Source organism: Alteromonas hispanica (assembly GCF_010500915.1).
GTDB lineage: Bacteria > Pseudomonadota > Gammaproteobacteria > Enterobacterales > Alteromonadaceae > Alteromonas > Alteromonas hispanica.
The window spans coordinates 186,683-203,917 of sequence record NZ_JAAAWP010000002.1 but is presented as its reverse complement, the minus strand read 5'-3'; the positions used below and the strand labels follow the sequence as shown (position 1 = coordinate 203,917).

The following is a 17,235-nucleotide window of genomic DNA, read 5'->3' as shown; positions in this document are numbered from 1 at the left end:
CATTCATAGCCTAAACAGTACTATGTAGGTTTCGCGTTGAAATTAATACCTACACCCGTACTCAGCCAATTTGTAGCCTATATATTTCTCAAATAAACGCAGCTTCCCTATTGTGCTTCAATCAATATTAATCGACTGTTTCCGCAACTTCTTTAATCGCAGCGTTATTCCAAAGAGAAACTCTTGTGTAAGTTGACTTTTCTACTAAATTGATCGATGAGATCAACGCCATCCCAATTTATACTAAAGGTTAAAGCTTCACCAACAGGCACGACTCTATCAACCCCTGTTTGAACTGTGGTTAACCATTCGTGTAATAACTTAGGCTCCACTCCCCATACAGAGAGTGTCTGATTAGCGGGTTTTAGCATCGGATTCAGTTGCTCAAAAGAGGCTAAACTCAGTTCTAGAAATAAGCCGCTACCCTTATGGGCGTTAGTACAAAAAGGGCTTATAGATGACACCCCCAAACGGGTTATGCCTCGTTCTTGGATAAGCTCGAACGCATTTCCTGCATTTGCTGCAATTTGCTGTGCAGCCAAAAGCGCTTGATAGTGCTCACTATCAGAAAATGGCTGCTTTAGCCGAACTAACTCTATCAGTGCAGGCCAAAAACGCTTTTTAGCATCGCCTATTTGCTCTTTACTTCCAAGCCACACAATGGCCTTTGCTGACGAACATCCCTGTTGCGAAAAGGTCATTTGATCTTTGTAAAAGAATTGAACGAACTGTCCAAATTTAGCTTCAGGCTCAGCCATTATTGTTTTTGCATCGAGCAGGCACAGCGAAAATTTATTACCGAAACACATCTCTCTCGCGTGGGCGGGCATGGGGATTGCTCTTTGCGCAATAATCGCTTCATCGGAGCCCCATAATACCCTACCCTCAACACTATTTATCAGGGCAATAAGTTCACTGTTGTCATAGTCACACTGAATCAATTGAAATCGTGCATTTTGTTCCGGAAAATCGTCGGCAAGCTGACAAATTTTCTCAATTAGAATATTTGAGCTTGTGCCCCTGCGACTAGACAAACGAATGACATTTTTGTTTCCGCACAGCAGACTAAGGATCCCCGAATAGACAAATAGGCTGTCTACGTTCGCCGGCGCGCTGTGATAGAGCATGCCTAGGGGCTGTCTATTGAAGCTAGCGTATTGATAGGGTTTAAGTAAATTGTATAGATTAGATTTTCTTAACCAGAAGCCCAAGGCAACCAAATCTGGAAATTCTCTTATTTGGGGCTCTTTGAGAATAAGAGCAGATAGTGCATCGCAGTACGCTATGTCCTGTTCTGAAAAACTTGAAAATAGCTTTGCTTTTACGCTAGGCGGATTGAATGTGGTCCATGACATAGTCAGCTTCGTTCCCTAACTGTTGGAGTAAAAGTATCGCTACAACCTCTCATATCAACTTTAGGTAGTCGCCCTTTAATATTGAAATACTTCCCTTTTCTGCCACAAAGACAATCGTCTTCCCCTAATATTACTGCTCTATCCTCTGTTAGTAGGCTGTGTCCTGGGTAACTCTTAGGCAAAACTGACATCAGTTGCAAAATACCTTCTTTACCTAGCGGCAATGGGTGCCAGGTTTCAGCATCTCTCACTAATACATCTGAATAACTCGAACAATGTAGGTGCCCTTGTTCACACTCCACAAAAATTGACCCAACTTGCTCTACCAATCCGTAAAAATTATGCACTTTTGGAATATCTGTGTGTTCCAACACGGCTTGTTTAAACGTAGCATTATCAACAGCGCGATCTTCAAGTTTTTTCCATCCCCCGCTATGGAGTAGAATAGCATTGGGTAGCGATATTCGCTGTTTCGATTGTTTCAGCTGCTCGACGAAATACTGCCAAACCATAAAAGTGAAACCAAACACAAGTACTGGTTTAGCCGCAAACTCGGAACAAAACTGCTGCACGGCATCAATATTTACACTCATGTCTTCATTTAGCGCGTAGCAATGGTTTCGCCCCATGAATGACAAACCTTTAATCCCTGCCGCGCGTGCGGAAAAGCTATTACGTGCATCTAATATGGAGGGCTTATCTATAATTAGCATCGGTCTGCGCTCTTTCCCCAACCAATGTTGCATAATTTTTACTAGTGTCTTCGATTGGAGTCCGGCCGTCTCCCTGTCTAAGGCAATTTTTGACGGATTCCCTGTCGTACCGCTAGAGTAAAGAGTTTTAAACACTTCACTGTCTGGAATAGACTTTAACGAGAGATGCTTAAAAAGACTAACCGCGAGATATGGAACTGCTGCTAGTTGGTTCGCCACTGCATAGTTAGGCCATTGAGCAGTCACAACAGATTCATATTCGCTACAGAATTCACGGTGATGGGCAGTTAAACTATTTAGTTGAGCTAATAGCAAAGGCGCTTTCTTTGCTACCGTTAACTCATAGGGGGCTTGCTCTATCAACATGATAATGACTCTTTAGCAGCTAGAAGCAGGCTCTGATAATTTACTTTGCCATTTGCCAGTAACGGGATTGAATCCAGTTTGACAACTTTAATAAATGAAGGATGAATAGCTAAAGACTCCCTAAGATAATGCGTTATCTGCTCTGCGAGATCATTGTCACCTCCTACGTAACCAATAATCAGTAGATCATCCATTCCATAGCAGCATAGTGGCACATTAAATTTGCATAATATCACTTCAATATCATCGAGTTGCAACCGCTGGCCTTGAATCTTAATCATTCTGCTCAATCGACCGACAATACGGAATAAACCATTCGGTAGTTGCTCTGCAATATCCCCCGTTCTAAGTTCACTTACGCGCTCGTTCAAAGATAAATCTCTCGCACAACTTGCATACCCTAGCATCACATTTGGTCCACGATAACACAGCTCACCCGCCACATAAGGGGCGGTAATTTTATTATTAGTGTCCAAATCACGGATAAGCAATTCGCCCTCCGGGATTACACGCCCAATACAATCTGAGTAGGTATTGAGTAGGTGCGGCGGTAAATAAGCAATACGTGCCGTTGCTTCGGTTTGCCCATACATGAGGAATGCGGGTATTTTGAACTGGTTTGACAGGGTTTTCACATAATCAGCCTGAACTTGCGTTAGCTTTCCGCCTGCCTGAGTGAAGTAACGAAGATGCGGGTATGCCTGTCGCTCTAATCGCAACTGACGAAAGAGTTGATAGTGGAAAGGGACGCCGGATAAACTACTTATTGCAAACTTGCTAAATTGATTCCAAAACAGTTTACTTAGAACCGGCGCTTCAGTCAGTAAAACTGACGCTCCTTTATACAAATGGCTATTTAATATAGACAAACCATATGAATAAAAAAGTGGCAGCGAAGTAATGGCTCTATCTTCATTTACAATAGGTAAATACTGAGAGATAGCGCAGGCATTCGCGTGTAAATTATCTAATGTTAGCATAACCGACTTAGGTGAACCTGAGCTGCCAGAAGTGCTTAACATTAATGCGCAATCCCTGCGTACATTTTGGGTATAGCCTGTTTCTACCACAGTGCCATCTGCGTTTATGAAGATCGCAATCTTTAGTTTTTTTAGGAGCCGAGTCCTGCCTTCTTCAGATAGCCTAGGAGACAACAAAAGCAACGCTCTTCCTAAACGCAATGCTGCGATATAGGTGACCACATTATCTAGTGTTGTACTAAACGACAATGCACTTAATGAACCCACAGGAATAATTTCATCAAGCCGCTTTTCTTTTTTCTCAACAAGTTTTTCCAAATAAGCGTAACTTATCACTTCACCACTCGGTAAGTAATAGGCTGGGTGTTCACCAAATCGATCTAGTCGATGTACAAAGGTGTAAGGCCGGGCTGCATCAGTCACAAGCTTAATCCGCCGTCGACCGACATTATATGTCCGGTTACATAAGCAGCCTCTTTTGAACATAAGAATTTAGCGACAGAAGCTACATCTTCCGCCTGCCCCAAACGTCGTAAGCTAATGCTTTCTTTCAATTGCTCCTTTTTTTGTGAAGAGTAGTGAGCAGTAAGATCTGTTTCAATAAATCCAGGTGAAATCGCATTAACTCTAATACCTATTGGACCAAGTTCTTTTGCTAGTGATTTTACAAACGAAGAAATAGCACCTTTTGTTGCTGCATATACAGATTGGCCAGGGGAACCAACTTCAGCAACCTTTGATGACACTAATAGAAGATGACCTGTTTTATAACGGATCATCAAACGACTCACAAGTTGGCAAATTTGTATAGACGCTGCTACATTGATCGTCAATAGACTCTCTACATCGTTTACACGTGTCATACTCAACATAGCGTCTCGCATTTGCCCAGCACAATGAATAGCATTGCTTAAAGGCCGATTTGCCAGTAAGCATTGGATATTTTTGAAAAGTTGAACTACTGATTGGCTATCGCTAAGATCGGTCACAAAGTAGTGCGCTATCGCTCCAAAATTCTTACATGCTTCAGTAACCTCGGCGAGTTTTTCGCCGTCCCTTGCTACGAGTATTAATTCGTGTTTCTGTTCAGCAAACATTAACGCACACGCCCGACCAATTCCCTTACTCGCGCCCGTGATAAGAGTGATGGGTGCACTGGTATTCATTAAAATGTTATTCCATGCTTAGCCAATATCTCTTTCGCTTTATTCACCGAACTTAAGTCAATAATATCATCAGTATCCAACATCACATTGAATGTGTTCTCTAACTCTGCAATCAATAACATATGTGCCGTTGAATCCCACTCGTTAATCGTATTGTACGCGAGACTTTCGCTTACTTGCGATTCGGGGATCACTAATGATGTGGCGAATGATGAAATCAGCTTCTCGTTATTTGTGGGTTCATTACTCATCTTAATTCCTAATAAATCTTGCGAAGTTTCTAGCGGCTCGCTGATGTGCTTCAGAGACTAGCGTTAAACTGATCACCTCTTCACTCGACTGGTAATCATCGGTGACATAACCTAGTTGCTCATTAAAACGCAATGCGCCTACATTGCTTCTCTTCACCTTTGCAACAATGGCGCGTAAATCAAGGCTTAAAAAGGCAAACTCATTTAATGCGAGCGCCGCGAAAAAAGCGAGTATAGTACCGCGATACTTGTTATCTGCTATATACATTCCTGACTCAGCACTTATACATGCGTCAATCGCAACCGAATTCGAGCTTTTTAGGTTGCAAGCGCCAATTCGTTTTTCTTTGTAGCAGATTACGAATTGCAATTGTGTTTTATCGACACTGACTTTTGAAAACCATTGTCGCTGCTGTACTGAAGAAATTTCATTTTGTTCAAACATATACTGACGTATATCAGGTCTATTTCTCCATTCCCTTAATAATTCAAGGTCGTCAATCATCACCGGTTTTAACACAACGTTAAATGCATTGATTGTTTCTTGGTGCCACATTGTCTGCAACTTTTTCACTATACCAGTTCCCAACACATTGCCGTGCCCGCTTTAACATCTTTCAATATTTTTCTGCTGAGTAACAACGGTAAATATTTGGTAGGTAACCCTAGCCCAGGTCTTACCGACCTCAAATTTTCTTTTGTTAAAATTTCTCCGGCTTTCATATCTTTCGAAATGTACAGCGACCGTCTATCCATTCTTGACACTATTTCTTTATCTGTGCAGCCATAGAAAACCTCCCCTAAAGCGTCGTATGCACGCCGTACCTCATCCACTAACATTTTCAATTCGAATGGCTCAAGAGAAAATTCTGCGTCAACGCCGCCTTCGTTCCTATTTGAAACAAAGTGTTTCTCGATAACACTTGCCCCCAAGGCTACCGATGCCACAGCTACACCTATACCTTCGGTATGATCAGAAAGTCCAGCTGGGCAATTAAACAAATCAGTCAAATGAGGGATGGTGCGTAAATTGGCATCTAGCGGACGGGCCGGGTAATTGCTAGTACATTTCAATAATACCAATTCGGAGCAGCCATTCTCTCGTAGTACTTCCACCGACTCGGCGAGCTCAGATTGACTAGCCATACCCGTAGACAAAATCACAGGCTTGCCCGTTTTTGCCACGGCTTCCAGCAACCCATGATCTGTATTTTCGAACGAAGCTATTTTGTAACAAGGTACATCTAAAGACTCTAAAAACTCTACTGCTGTAAGATCAAAAGGAGAGCTAAACGCAATTAAACCTTTGCTTTTTGCGTGTTCAAAAATGTCTTTATGCCATTCCCATGGGGTCATTGCTTTAGCATATAAATTATACAAAGAATTCCCTTTCCAGAGACTATTGGGATCACTAATAAAAAACTCGCCTTCATGAATATTGAGGGTGATCGTATCTGGTGTATAGGTTTGGAGCTTTATGGCATGGGCACCCGAATCAGCGGCCAAATCAACGAGTTCGATAGCTTTATCAAATGACTGCCCATGATTGCCTGATAACTCAGCGATAACAAAAGGTGGGTGAGAGGCGCCTACTAACCGATGTCCGAGTTTTACTTTTTTCATAAAACGAATACCATTTAATTGCGCAATGACGTATTAACGATTCGCCACTGCTTTTTTATTGTTTTGCCGGTATCTTACTTTTAAAGACTTACCGTATGCAAAAAACTCTTCATTTGTTTGCAGAGTGCGTCTTTTCTCTGCTGATTCACAGTGTCTTTATCGGTACATTAGTATGAAAACTTTAGCTCCCAGTAAGCCATATCAGCCAAACTAGCCGTATATATTGCCACCACATACTGACAGTTACCTTAATAGTGTAAATTCACCCATTTCTTGCTCAATTTCTTCATTGCTGCGTTTTTTTGAATATTACTAAGTAGGTATGCTCGCTATCCGCTGTGTTACACTTTCTATAGAACATAGGAATATAAGGACTATTACGTCAATGGTAACCAGGTCATTGCACATCGCGTTTCGTGTTGATGCTTCAGAGACAATAGGCGCAGGGCATGGAATGCGATGCGTAACTTTAGCCATAGGGCTTAAACAACGGTTGAAACAACTAGGAATTAAAGCCGATTTTCACTTCGTCAGTACAAAATCCGCTCAGCTACTGGTTAGCTTGTATCGCCAGAATGGCTTCTTGCACAGTGTTGTTGATACTGTCGAGAGCTCTGTTGACCATATCAAGGCTGATGTCTGGATTGTTGACCACTATCAATTGGACAGGGTATTCGAGCAAACACTTACCAATCGTAACCTCAAAGTTATGGTTATTGATGATTTAGCGAATCGTATGCATGACTGCCATTTATTGCTTGATACTAACTTTTTAGAAAACTATAAAGATCGCTACAACGAGTTAGTAAACGAGAGTTGTCGCTTGTTATTAGGGCCAAGCTACGCAATTCTTAGAGAGGAGTTTTACGCTTTATCAGAAGTACAATGTAAAGCTCCTCGTCAAATACTAATCTGCTTTGGTGGAAGCGATCCCCACAATATGACAATGTTTGCGCTTAATGCATTACGATTACTGGACGATAATTGTATTGAAGCAAATGTGGTGATAAACGATAACCATAAAGCTCGGAACGAAATTAGCGAACAAATCCGGTGTATCAATAATAAGACCATTCATAAGGTTCATCTTCATATCAATAGCAGAAATATGTCTCACTTAATGCAAACAGCTACGCTAATGATAGGTGCAGGAGGAAGTATGCACTGGGAACGGTGCGTAACAGGGCTCCCCGCCATAATCATCAGTGTTGCAGACAACCAAAGAGAAACTTCTCAATGTTTAGCAGATAAAAACGTGTGTGATTATATAGGGCACTTCGATGAGGTAGGAATCAAACAACTCGCTGGGCGGATGGCGGATTTATTGCGCTTACCTACTATCCTTCATGATATGAGCAATAACGCCAAATCCATTATACCTTCAGGGAAAGGCACACCAAAAATATGTGAGGAAATAATTCACACTTTTCAATTGGCGCCGCATAGTTGAGGTGTGTTTATCAATCAGATAATGTGGTGTTTATCAACAAGCCTAAATCCAACATGACGCAATTGTTTCCGTATCAAGCTGCCAGTAGCAGGCTGAATTCAGGAGGACAAATTAGATAAATTATAATCAAAAGACAACCAAAATCGATCTCCCGCGCCATTAACTAAGTCTTCTGATTCCAATACTTCAGAAGTAAAAACGACCATATCCCTTGTTTCATAAGTCATAGTGTTGCTCTGATTAATTGAAAACGTTTTTTCCTCAAAATTATAAAGCCAAGACAAATCATCGAGTTTTGGAACAACTAATTGCACTTTCTTTGTGCTAACTAGAGCCAAAACAGAAACATAAAATAGTTTTGAAAGATGCCCTTCCTTTGTTTTGTCAGCGGGAAAGAATACAACTACATTATTATCAATGAAAACGTTGCGGCTTAAACACATTTCCAAAGTAGAAACATCATCGACGATAAAAGCTGTTTTACCAGTTTTGGAAGTTATGTTGTTAATGTCATAAATGTTTTTTACAATTTCAACCCGATAGTGATGTCGGAATTGATCAGCATCAAATTTAATATTCAATGTTTTGTTAAATTCTATTAATTCGTGTTTATTCGTATTAGACTCTAGAACTATTTCATTTTGAGAAAAGTAACGCCTCAACAGAGCTTCTTGACGATCTCTAGGTGCGCTTGACATTGAGTCGAGTTCACTGGGATAAATTGACAGGCTTAAAGTTGCAGCGTTAATAAATTCTTGCCAAAAAGCCATGACAGCAGAAGATTTTTCGACCACTATTTCTAAATCAGAGACATACATTAGCTTTGTAAGGATGCTGTTTAAATAATTTACGGAACCGTTGAACAAAAAATAAAACTTAGACCTCTGGTCAGAGTAGCTTTGGTTTAATAAAACTCGATGCTCTTCTATTAAATGCTCTAAATCCTTATAGCTTTTTATGCTTTTCACCGAAAGTAACTTCAACGAGTCAATATCATTTATCAAATCTTCATCAGAGAAAGATTCTGAGTAAAGTATTTTTCCATTGACCGTATCCAATTGAGCGAAGTTACAATTTAGAACCCACTCTAAAGCCTTTTTCTTTTCTGAATCGGAACTCGTGATAAGTAAATCTTTTTTATGAAGCGGCTTACATCCGTGAATAAAAGCACCATTACTTAAATTATATGCATCTACCCTCGGATAACTATTAATACAGTTTTCCATTACAAGCTTTGACATTTTAAACTCATACTTTGTATTAACGAGTGGTTGGAAGTTACCTTTTACAAGCAACGATGTATCGTTATGCAAAAAGTAATCATAAAGCTCACCTTTTTTGCGAGAGTAATAACCTGAAGCCATTGAATGATGTTGAGATCTATCTGCAAAACCCAGGTCGACCCCAAACAAATATAATTGTTTAAAACCTAATTCTAAAGTCCAATTAACAGCAAAGTTTGAAACTGTTGGGTATGCATGCCTAAGGCTAATTAGGTTATCTTCTCGGTAGGTTTTTTGTGTTAAGAAAGTAGATGATTCGCCGCTTTTAAGTGTTAATAATGTACTCTTAAATAAGGAGGAAGTATCTGGATGAACACCTGCACAACTAATTAAAGCAATTTTACGAAGGTACTCTGGATCATCAATTCGATTTAACCAGTCAAAGGAATCTCGATTAATTTCGATCTCAGCATGAAAATCCGGAACAATTCCAATTGAGTATAGCGCCTGTAAAGCTGTACCGCATGATATGATAATGGCGTTTTCGCGCTCATATTTAATTACATTAAAAAGCTTGTCTAGCGACGGTCCATTTCCAACAACAAATACAGGAACATCGAGTATGTTTCTAGCCCCTGCAATAACCTTCGGCTTGTGTTGAAACCTTATTCCATTCTCTATAGCCCACTCTGTATGTGAAAGATTAAAACGAGAATGCTCAAAATATTCTCCCATGGCAACAATTAATCTAAGATCTTCTCTCAACCTATTAATAGCTGGCAACAGAGCTTGGTTTTCATAACCTATTGTCAAATAGGTATTCGCTATCGTATGAGTTCCTATTGCATGAAACTGGCCTAACAAATCCCTCACCAAATTAGTTCCATCGTCACCAATGTTAAGGTACACGCGCTGCTGGTTTCTATCTATTCTCTCCAACAAGCTTTTCCAATCAATGGCATAGAGAGATGCATAAAAAAAGTCTCTGTTGGGCTCACAAACGAATAACTTTTCTACCTTTCTATCATTTAATAACTCTTCAATTTGATATCCGACACCGACCCCGAAAACTAATAACGATTTCACCACCTCGGGGAGCTCTTCGGCTTTTTCTGAAATATCAGATAAGTTATCTTGAATTTTTTTTACCATTTTATAGTGTGAATAATGTGAGAGCTTTCCCCCTGAATACCCTAAGATGAGCTTTTCTTTGTTTGGTCGCTTTTTGAAAAGGGCGTTTGCGCGCTCACTGTCTCTTTTAGGCTCCTCACTGTACAACGGAACCATTGTCTGAACATGAAAAACGTTAACCTCTCCATTACTATTAGCTAATGGCTTCCACTTATTAGCAGTGTACTCAGAAAAATCTTGTGCAATATTCGGAAAATAACGCTCGAACGCTTTCAAGTTTTTTTCGAATCTATTGAGGTCCAAATTAGATTCACACCAGTTATTACTTCTTACGAGAGGCGGCCACTCTGTGATAAAATCTATAAATGATAATTGCTTTCGTGTCGTCACAAGTGCTTTTTCGAGACCAGTCAATGTCATCTCATTAAGATGCTTTATTACGTCGTCAAAAATTAAGGAGTGGTAGTGTTGGTAGTAATAGACTGAATCAAAGTTTGTTGTGCGATTTAAGGAACATATATCTTCAAAGATGCTGGTACCGTCCATCTCGCTTTGAAGGTAAATCATGGTTCCTTTTTGTTTAGCGACATTAAAGGTTTGGGGCCATATATTGCTATAAAGAGAGCACCTTAAATAATCAATATTTGGTTCGTAGATAATTAAATGCTTGACTTTAAAAGCCTTAACAACGTCTAAAATGTGAAGCCCTAACCCGACTCCAAAGATTACTAGCACATCAACGTTCTCTGGTAACTTTTGGCTCTTGATGCTCTTACTTTCGTGCGTCAACCTAGGAGGATTCTCAATGAACATTTGAAGGTGAGTTTTGATGCTGTTAGAAACATCGTCGCCGTATAACGCTGTACCAGTCGATAAGTCAACGATATCAAGCTCTTCATCCTTATTTACAAAGATAGATTTGGAGCTAGTTTTTTTCTCGATAATCCTGGCATGTAACGCAGGCATAAGCCTTCTGAAAACACTTAAACTTTTTATCTCGTTTTGTTTTAAATTGGTAGAGACTTTATTCTCTATAAAATTTTGATGCTTCTCATTCTCAGCTAAGTAAAAGTTAATATTCTTGAGCATCATTCTTTATATCTCTTCACCGCCCTATGGGAACGCTTAAACTCTACAAGGTCCTCTTTTGCGTTTTCAAGCAAATCAGTCATAAGCTTAACCAGGTCATCATTGATTCTTAACTCCTTCTCAGCAAAAAGCTTTTGTTCAGCCTCACCAAGCCTTTTCAATTGCCGAATTACCAAAAAATGCCTCAGGGCTACCAATCTTTCAATTTTCTCATAGTTACTGCTGTCTTCATGGAGAGTCTCGACTAGTTTGAGATTTAGAGCCCTGATGAAAGGAGATGTATGGGTATGGTTTAATTCAGATACCTTTTGGATACTCACATTGCGGCTCTATCTCGACCCTGCTTCTCAAAAGCTTCTAACTTAGCTTCTTGAGGTATTTGAGCCCAAGCATCTTTGATCGGTGATAGTAGGTTATAAACCTCGTCCAAACATCGAATTTCATTATTTACGTGAGCATAATTAAGCCTATCTATAAAATAGTCGTATAGAGCGAAGAGGTTCTCAGCAAACTCTCCCCCTATCTCTCTGTCTAACGTATCACGAAGATGTAAAATAATTGAACTAGCTTTTGAAATATACTCAGCCTTGGAAACGAAGTCCTTACGTTCCATCGCTCCTTTCGCATAGGCTATACGATCCAAACTTCCTTGCATTAACATCAATGTTAATTTATGCGGATCAGCGGTCGCAACCTCTTCTTTGAGATTCCCCTTTTTATAAGCGTTTATGCCCTTAAGTGACATAGATCCCCCTACTTTATAATGATGACAGAAGCGCAGAGGCCGTTTGATTTAATCTCGCGACTGTTTGATCTAAATTGAGATATTTATCCCGTAATACTTGTTCATAATTTAGCATTCTTAACTCTAAAGTTTCACGTTCGCTAAAAACGTCATCTCTGGAGTCTTTTGCCACTTTTTCACGAAAACTTAACAGACCGCCTGAGGAAGTATACTCTCTTGTAAATTCATAGAGACGAGTAGCGATGCCACCTTCGGAATCAGTAAACAACTTCGCAATCTCATCGAAATTGTCCTCTAATGCATCATTGAGGCGGTCCTCACCACTGCCGAGACCAAAATCTGAACTTCCAATCTCCAACTTTCCATCCTTATCTAACTCAATTCCTATCTGAAATAGGCCACCTAGCGCTGAATTAACTACGTTGTCACCGACTATTGATGCAAGGCCTGTTTGAATTCCACGCAAAAGCGAATCACCGGCTAGAGCGCCATCTTCCTCTAGTTCAGACTCTCCATAACTAGACAGCGTATCAATCTCTTCCATTAGCGAATTGTAGTTATCGACAAAATCCTTTATTTTTTGCTCTAAACCTTCCTTGTCAAATCCTATATTGAGTTTTGAAGTGAGCATTTCACCTACTGAATTTTTTGGTGAAACTTCTTTTACTTCGAATTCAACGTTCTGAATAGTATTTTCAAATTTATTTGTACTACTCTGTACTTCAATGCCGTCGACGTAGGCTATAGCATTGCGAGCTTGTTGAATATTGTCGTTAGAAATATTGCTTGTTCCGCCTGAAGTCGACAGACGATCTAGCTCGGGGGCCCCATTATCATTACTGATAACGAGGTCGTTACCTAAACCTGACTCACTAGAAGTGAAAACTAATCTGGGACCAGCACTAGTTCCTGTGTCAATAATATTGGCTGTGACACCGAAGTTGTTTTCTGCGCTGTTAACTTGTTCACGAAATGCAGCCAGCGTAGTTCCAGACGCGATTTCTAATGTAAATGTTTTCTCATCGCTTACACTAAACGTGAGAGAACTATTTCCAGAAGATAATATTGCGTCAGAGCTTGAAGCAAATGCACCAGCGTCAGTGGTTATTCGACTTCCTGAAGCGAGTTGCTCTACCGAGATTTCATAAATTCCTTTCAAAGCAGAATTAGAAGCGTCCGCACTTAATATATCATTATCTTCTGAAGGGTTAGTTACTGTAGGCTCGCGCCCATTTAGGTTATTATCGCTGCGAAGTTCATCCAGAGATTCCTCAAAGGCAGAAAATTTAGATTTAATTTGTCCGATACCAGAAATTTCAGCCTCTATACGCTCTTCTTTGATATTTAAACGATCTTGTTTGGGCTTTCTTTCAGCCTCCAGAAGTTGCTGTACCAGATCGTCTAACGCTAAACCGGAACCCACACCAAGAGACTGGATTGTCATAATAAATTCCCCTTAAACCTCGTTATCAATGAATACCCCAAGATTTTTTCCAACATCCTTCTGTAAATCCCGAATGCGTTCAGCAAGCTTCAACACCTCTTCAGAAGGAATTTGTCGGATTATATCACCTGACTCCGCATCAGCAACGGTAACGATAGAGCGGTCTGTTTCTTCATCGATAGAAAAGGTCAATTCGCGATTTTGCGCTTTGAGAAACAAGTCTACGTTTGAAACAGCGTTGTCAAGAGTGGTCCTTTCTGGACTACTTGACTGTTTATCGGCATTGTCCTCAGAAGCTTGAGTAGAACTTTGCAACCTTGATACCAGCTCAGTTGATGGAGAACTTTTTAGCCCTTTCCCTATAACTACAAGTGTTTCTGTGGTGGTCGGGTTTTCAGCGTTTAAAAAATTCGTGCCGCGTAATTCAGAACTTTTGGTTGGATTTACTGAAGGATATGAACTTGGCTGTCCAATTGGATCTTTAGAAATTTCCAAAATTTTGTCCTCCGACTCAAAAAATAGAGGGACTCTCATTTGTATGAGAGTCCTATACCATTTAGTCTATACTCATTTTATAGCTTATCCAAGTAAGGACAACGCTGCTTGCGGTCTTTGATTTGACTGGCTTAACACTGAGATAGATGCCTGTTGGATAATTTGATTTCTGGTTAAGTTAGCCGTTTCCACAGCAAAGTCAGTATCTCTTATCTGCGACCGCGCAGCCGACACATTCTCTGAAATGTTACTTAAATTGCGAATAGTCGACTGAAAACGGTTTTGAAGCGCACCTAAAGTCGCGCGTACGCTTCCGATACCTGATATAGCAGTATCTACAGCAGCCATTAGCGCAGAAGCATTACCGGCGTCCAAGACATCCCCCGTAGCAATGCCTAGACCAGTAGCACTAAAACCACCTACATCCAATTTCGCTGAAGACAAATTCACTGATATTGTCTGGCCTTCATTTGCACCAACGAGGAAGGCCGCAGAGAAGCTACCACTTAAAAGGTTTACGCCTGCGAATTCGGAATCGGTTGCAATCCGTGATATTTCTGTCCTTAATGCGACCACTTCTTTTTGAAGAGCCTCCCTATCGGATTCACTGTTTATACCATTTTGTGATTGGACTGCTAATGTACGTATTCGTTGTAGGTTAGTTGTAATTTCACTAACTGCTCCCTCTGCGGTTTGTGACAACGAAATAGCATCATTCGCATTTCTTACTGCTTGATTTAACCCCTGAACCTGAGACGTAAGTCTCTCAGAAATCTGAAGCCCAGCAGCATCGTCAGATGCACTATTTATTCTGAACCCTGACGATAAGCGCTCAAATGAAGTGTTGAGATTATCACTTACACCTGCCAATTGACGCTGCGCATTCAGCGACGACACATTAGTATTTACAAATAAAGACATTGCATTACCTCCTATAAGTTCGATGTGTCAGTTCTTACACTCAAACTCATCCAGTTCAAATTGGCTGAGTCACTACCCCCCGCCAAAACTCTTGTAAAAGTAAATTAAATTACCCCTCGACAATTTGTATCGGCTGAACCTTTAGGTTCTTTAGCGTTTTTTTTATTTCTCTTTTAAAAATTTCAAATGATAGCTTTAACCCTCTGATTTTTATCCAGTTATAAAATAGCAGAACTCAGAAAATATTTATTTGACGCTTTAAGTATTACGAATCGATTGCCGATTTAACCTGCTCGTAAATACAACTGAGGTATTGATTTCGCGCGTGTCTATGTCGGTGTTAAGACCAAATTTTGAACGAAATGGGAATGAATGACTTAAAGAATTTATGAAAATAAATAACATTTTAAGTATTCCCTGTTTATGTAGCGATAGGTATTAGGCTTCGCTTTACGAACATGGCATGGGGCATGCTTATGAATACTTGAGTTACGGGATTGCTCTACTGAAACTTGAAATTGATGGGGTATTTCGGCGATTATAAAAAAAGGCCGAAACATATTGTCTCGGCCAATTTGCTCACGTTAGGAGATTGAGCAAAATTAGTTTATGTCGGCTGGCAGGGTTTAGTAGGACACACTGGCCTCTCAACCAACGCTTCTACACTCTCAGTCCTGTTAGTCGGCGCTTTCTCAAAGGTGCGACCTCTTGGTCGCATCCTAACCTAGGGAATGGCCTCTCAACTCCTTCCCAAACTTACGCCTAAAATCAAAGTTAACCACCTAACAGTGATAACGCGGCCTGTGGACGCTGATTTGCCTGCGATAATACTGTTGTGGTTGCCTGTTGTAGAATCTGGTTGCGGGTTAGTTCTGCCGTTTCTGTGGCAAAATCCGTGTCTTTGATGCGAGATCTTGCCGCTGAGACATTTTCTGCGATGTTACTCAAATTTCGAATAGTTGACTGAAAGCGATTTTGTATCGCACCTAAGTTTGCCCGAACACTTCCTATACCAGAAATCGCGCTATCGATATCCGCCATTAATGCTGAAGCAGCGCCTTCACTTAATACGTCACCTGACGCAATGCCTAGACCAGTGGCACTAAACCCTCCTACATCCAATTTTGTTGAAGACAAATTCACTGATATGGTTTGCCCTTCGTTCGCACCAATAAGAAAGACAGATGAATAATCACCAGAGAGTACATCAACTCCGGCAAACTGAGTATCTGTAGCTATTCTCGAGATCTCCGTGCGAAGTGCTGTCACCTCTTTCTGCAGTGCTTCTCTGTCAGACTCAGAATTTATACCATTTTGAGACTGGATAGCCAAAGTTCTCATTCTTTGCAAAGCAGTCGTTGTTTCTTCAAGAGCGCCTTCAATTGTCTGAGCAAGGGAAATCCCGTCGTTTGCATTGCGTACAGCTTGATTAAGTCCTTGAACTTGAGATGTCATACGGTCCGTTATTTGAAGGCCAGCTGCATCATCTGCAGCGCTGTTAATTCGAAAGCCTGATGAAAGACGTTCAAATGCGGTATTTAAATTATTCCCAGTATTAAATAGTTGACGTTGTGCATTTAATGATGACACGTTCGTGTTTACAAATAGACTCATGGGGTCTCTCCTAACAGTTTCGAGTGATTGCGCTATTGGTTTTTTTATCTGCGCGTTGTATTAGATTCTTGGCACATTAAGTGCTTCAAAAGCATTATCAGACTTTGTCTGACGCTTTATCAGCACACTACTGATAAAGTTTGCTAAACGAGAAGTTCTCTTCTCTTTGCTGGCTGGTGAGATTGATGTTCCAGACCTCAAACCTCTCACTACCTCCTGGCTTCATTCTCGCCAGTCAGCAGTTCCACCTTGCTAACAAACCTTTATATTTATCGACATTAAAACGCAATTACTTTAGAACTTTTTAAATTGCGAATTTAACATATCAAAACATTGATTTTCCTAACCTTTAATTAAAATTACTTTATCTGCTTTACGTAAATAGAGTCTTTTTTAGTGCCTTAATATTGTTTTTATTAGCACTTGGAAAGCAAAAACACTCTTTACCTTCCCTTTGTAATAGTTATCGTCCTATTCACGATTTTCCTTTAGCCTTTTTTTCATTCTTGGATAAAAAAATAGCTAGATTAAAATAAACCTCTACTTTTCACATTTTTACAAACAATCAATAACAAAAAAATGTTATCCAACTGCAGGGAAATATGGATTTTGGTTCTTACACCCCGTGTATTAATTAGGCGCGACAGTAAAAAAGGGGTATCAATAATC

At 40.2% G+C, this 17,235-nt stretch carries 15 protein-coding genes; 1 reads left to right on the top strand and 14 read right to left on the bottom strand.

Features of this window, described 5'->3' with window-relative positions; all coding sequences use genetic code 11:
• Positions 1-164 precede the first annotated feature (164 nt).
• The 7 genes from GTW09_RS03840 to pseI are packed head-to-tail and all read right to left on the bottom strand — an operon-like array spanning position 165 to position 6,454.
• Entirely contained in the window at positions 165-1,355 is a 1,191-nt protein-coding gene (locus GTW09_RS03840; RefSeq protein ID WP_163110233.1) for an acyl-CoA reductase, read from the bottom strand.
• A gap of 2 nt (positions 1,356-1,357) precedes the next feature.
• Positions 1,358-2,434: a LuxE/PaaK family acyltransferase gene (locus GTW09_RS03835; RefSeq protein WP_163110231.1), complete on the bottom strand. Its 1,077-nt coding sequence runs from the start codon at positions 2,432-2,434 to the stop codon at positions 1,358-1,360.
• Entirely contained in the window at positions 2,428-3,837 is a 1,410-nt protein-coding gene (locus GTW09_RS03830) for an AMP-binding protein (protein ID WP_163110229.1), read from the bottom strand. The genes GTW09_RS03835 and GTW09_RS03830 overlap by 7 nt, the downstream gene beginning before the upstream one ends.
• Complete coding sequence (locus GTW09_RS03825; protein ID WP_163110227.1) at positions 3,834-4,580, bottom strand: SDR family NAD(P)-dependent oxidoreductase; 747 nt, start codon at positions 4,578-4,580, stop codon at positions 3,834-3,836. The genes GTW09_RS03830 and GTW09_RS03825 overlap by 4 nt, the downstream gene beginning before the upstream one ends.
• Entirely contained in the window at positions 4,580-4,831 is a 252-nt protein-coding gene (locus GTW09_RS03820) for an acyl carrier protein (protein WP_163110225.1), read from the bottom strand. The genes GTW09_RS03825 and GTW09_RS03820 overlap by 1 nt, the downstream gene beginning before the upstream one ends.
• 1 nt (position 4,832) lies before the next feature.
• The gene (locus tag GTW09_RS03815) at positions 4,833-5,405 is read right to left on the bottom strand and encodes a GNAT family N-acetyltransferase (RefSeq protein ID WP_163110223.1); all 573 of its coding nucleotides are present in this window, start codon (positions 5,403-5,405) and stop codon (positions 4,833-4,835) included.
• Positions 5,405-6,454, bottom strand: a complete 1,050-nt coding sequence (gene pseI, locus GTW09_RS03810; protein WP_163110221.1) for a pseudaminic acid synthase — start codon at positions 6,452-6,454, stop codon at positions 5,405-5,407. Before pseI ends, GTW09_RS03815 begins: the two co-directional genes overlap by 1 nt.
• Before the next feature lie 385 nt (positions 6,455-6,839).
• On the opposite strand from pseI, the gene pseG reads away from it, so the two are divergent.
• On the top strand, positions 6,840-7,904 hold the full coding sequence (pseG, locus tag GTW09_RS03805; protein WP_163110219.1) for a UDP-2,4-diacetamido-2,4,6-trideoxy-beta-L-altropyranose hydrolase: 1,065 nt from the start codon (positions 6,840-6,842) through the stop codon (positions 7,902-7,904).
• A gap of 98 nt (positions 7,905-8,002) precedes the next feature.
• Here pseG and GTW09_RS03800 read toward each other — a convergent pair whose 3' ends face one another.
• The 7 genes from GTW09_RS03800 to GTW09_RS03770 all read right to left on the bottom strand — a co-directional run bounded on the left by GTW09_RS03800 (position 8,003) and on the right by GTW09_RS03770 (position 16,566).
• The gene (locus tag GTW09_RS03800; protein WP_163110217.1) at positions 8,003-11,350 is read right to left on the bottom strand and encodes a 6-hydroxymethylpterin diphosphokinase MptE-like protein; all 3,348 of its coding nucleotides are present in this window, start codon (positions 11,348-11,350) and stop codon (positions 8,003-8,005) included.
• A complete protein-coding gene (locus tag GTW09_RS03795; RefSeq protein WP_163110215.1) occupies positions 11,347-11,667 on the bottom strand; it encodes a hypothetical protein in 321 nt (106 codons plus the stop codon). Before GTW09_RS03795 ends, GTW09_RS03800 begins: the two co-directional genes overlap by 4 nt.
• The gene (fliS, locus tag GTW09_RS03790) at positions 11,664-12,092 is read right to left on the bottom strand and encodes a flagellar export chaperone FliS (protein WP_163110213.1); all 429 of its coding nucleotides are present in this window, start codon (positions 12,090-12,092) and stop codon (positions 11,664-11,666) included. The genes GTW09_RS03795 and fliS overlap by 4 nt, the downstream gene beginning before the upstream one ends.
• A 13-nt stretch (positions 12,093-12,105) precedes the next feature.
• Positions 12,106-13,536, bottom strand: a complete 1,431-nt coding sequence (gene fliD, locus GTW09_RS03785) for a flagellar filament capping protein FliD (RefSeq protein ID WP_163110211.1) — start codon at positions 13,534-13,536, stop codon at positions 12,106-12,108.
• A 12-nt stretch (positions 13,537-13,548) separates the two neighbouring features.
• A complete protein-coding gene (locus GTW09_RS03780; protein WP_239059268.1) occupies positions 13,549-14,031 on the bottom strand; it encodes a flagellar protein FlaG in 483 nt (160 codons plus the stop codon).
• A gap of 84 nt (positions 14,032-14,115) precedes the next feature.
• Entirely contained in the window at positions 14,116-14,952 is an 837-nt protein-coding gene (locus GTW09_RS03775; protein ID WP_163110206.1) for a flagellin N-terminal helical domain-containing protein, read from the bottom strand.
• 774 nt (positions 14,953-15,726) lie between these two features.
• Complete coding sequence (locus GTW09_RS03770) at positions 15,727-16,566, bottom strand: flagellin N-terminal helical domain-containing protein (protein ID WP_163110204.1); 840 nt, start codon at positions 16,564-16,566, stop codon at positions 15,727-15,729.
• Positions 16,567-17,235: the final 669 nt, after the last annotated feature.

Coding starts and splice junctions, on each gene's coding strand:
- GTW09_RS03840 (WP_163110233.1), bottom strand. CDS start 1,355: ATGTCATGGACCACATTCAATCCGCCTAGCGTAAAAGCAAAGCTATTT.
- GTW09_RS03835 (WP_163110231.1), bottom strand. CDS start 2,434: ATGTTGATAGAGCAAGCCCCCTATGAGTTAACGGTAGCAAAGAAAGCG.
- GTW09_RS03825 (WP_163110227.1), bottom strand. CDS start 4,580: ATGAATACCAGTGCACCCATCACTCTTATCACGGGCGCGAGTAAGGGA.
- GTW09_RS03820 (WP_163110225.1), bottom strand. CDS start 4,831: ATGAGTAATGAACCCACAAATAACGAGAAGCTGATTTCATCATTCGCC.
- pseI (WP_163110221.1), bottom strand. CDS start 6,454: ATGAAAAAAGTAAAACTCGGACATCGGTTAGTAGGCGCCTCTCACCCA.
- pseG (WP_163110219.1), top strand. CDS start 6,840: ATGGTAACCAGGTCATTGCACATCGCGTTTCGTGTTGATGCTTCAGAG.
- GTW09_RS03800 (WP_163110217.1), bottom strand. CDS start 11,350: ATGATGCTCAAGAATATTAACTTTTACTTAGCTGAGAATGAGAAGCAT.
- fliS (WP_163110213.1), bottom strand. CDS start 12,092: ATGTCACTTAAGGGCATAAACGCTTATAAAAAGGGGAATCTCAAAGAA.
- fliD (WP_163110211.1), bottom strand. CDS start 13,536: ATGACAATCCAGTCTCTTGGTGTGGGTTCCGGTTTAGCGTTAGACGAT.
- GTW09_RS03775 (WP_163110206.1), bottom strand. CDS start 14,952: ATGTCTTTATTTGTAAATACTAATGTGTCGTCGCTGAATGCGCAGCGT.
- GTW09_RS03770 (WP_163110204.1), bottom strand. CDS start 16,566: ATGAGTCTATTTGTAAACACGAACGTGTCATCATTAAATGCACAACGT.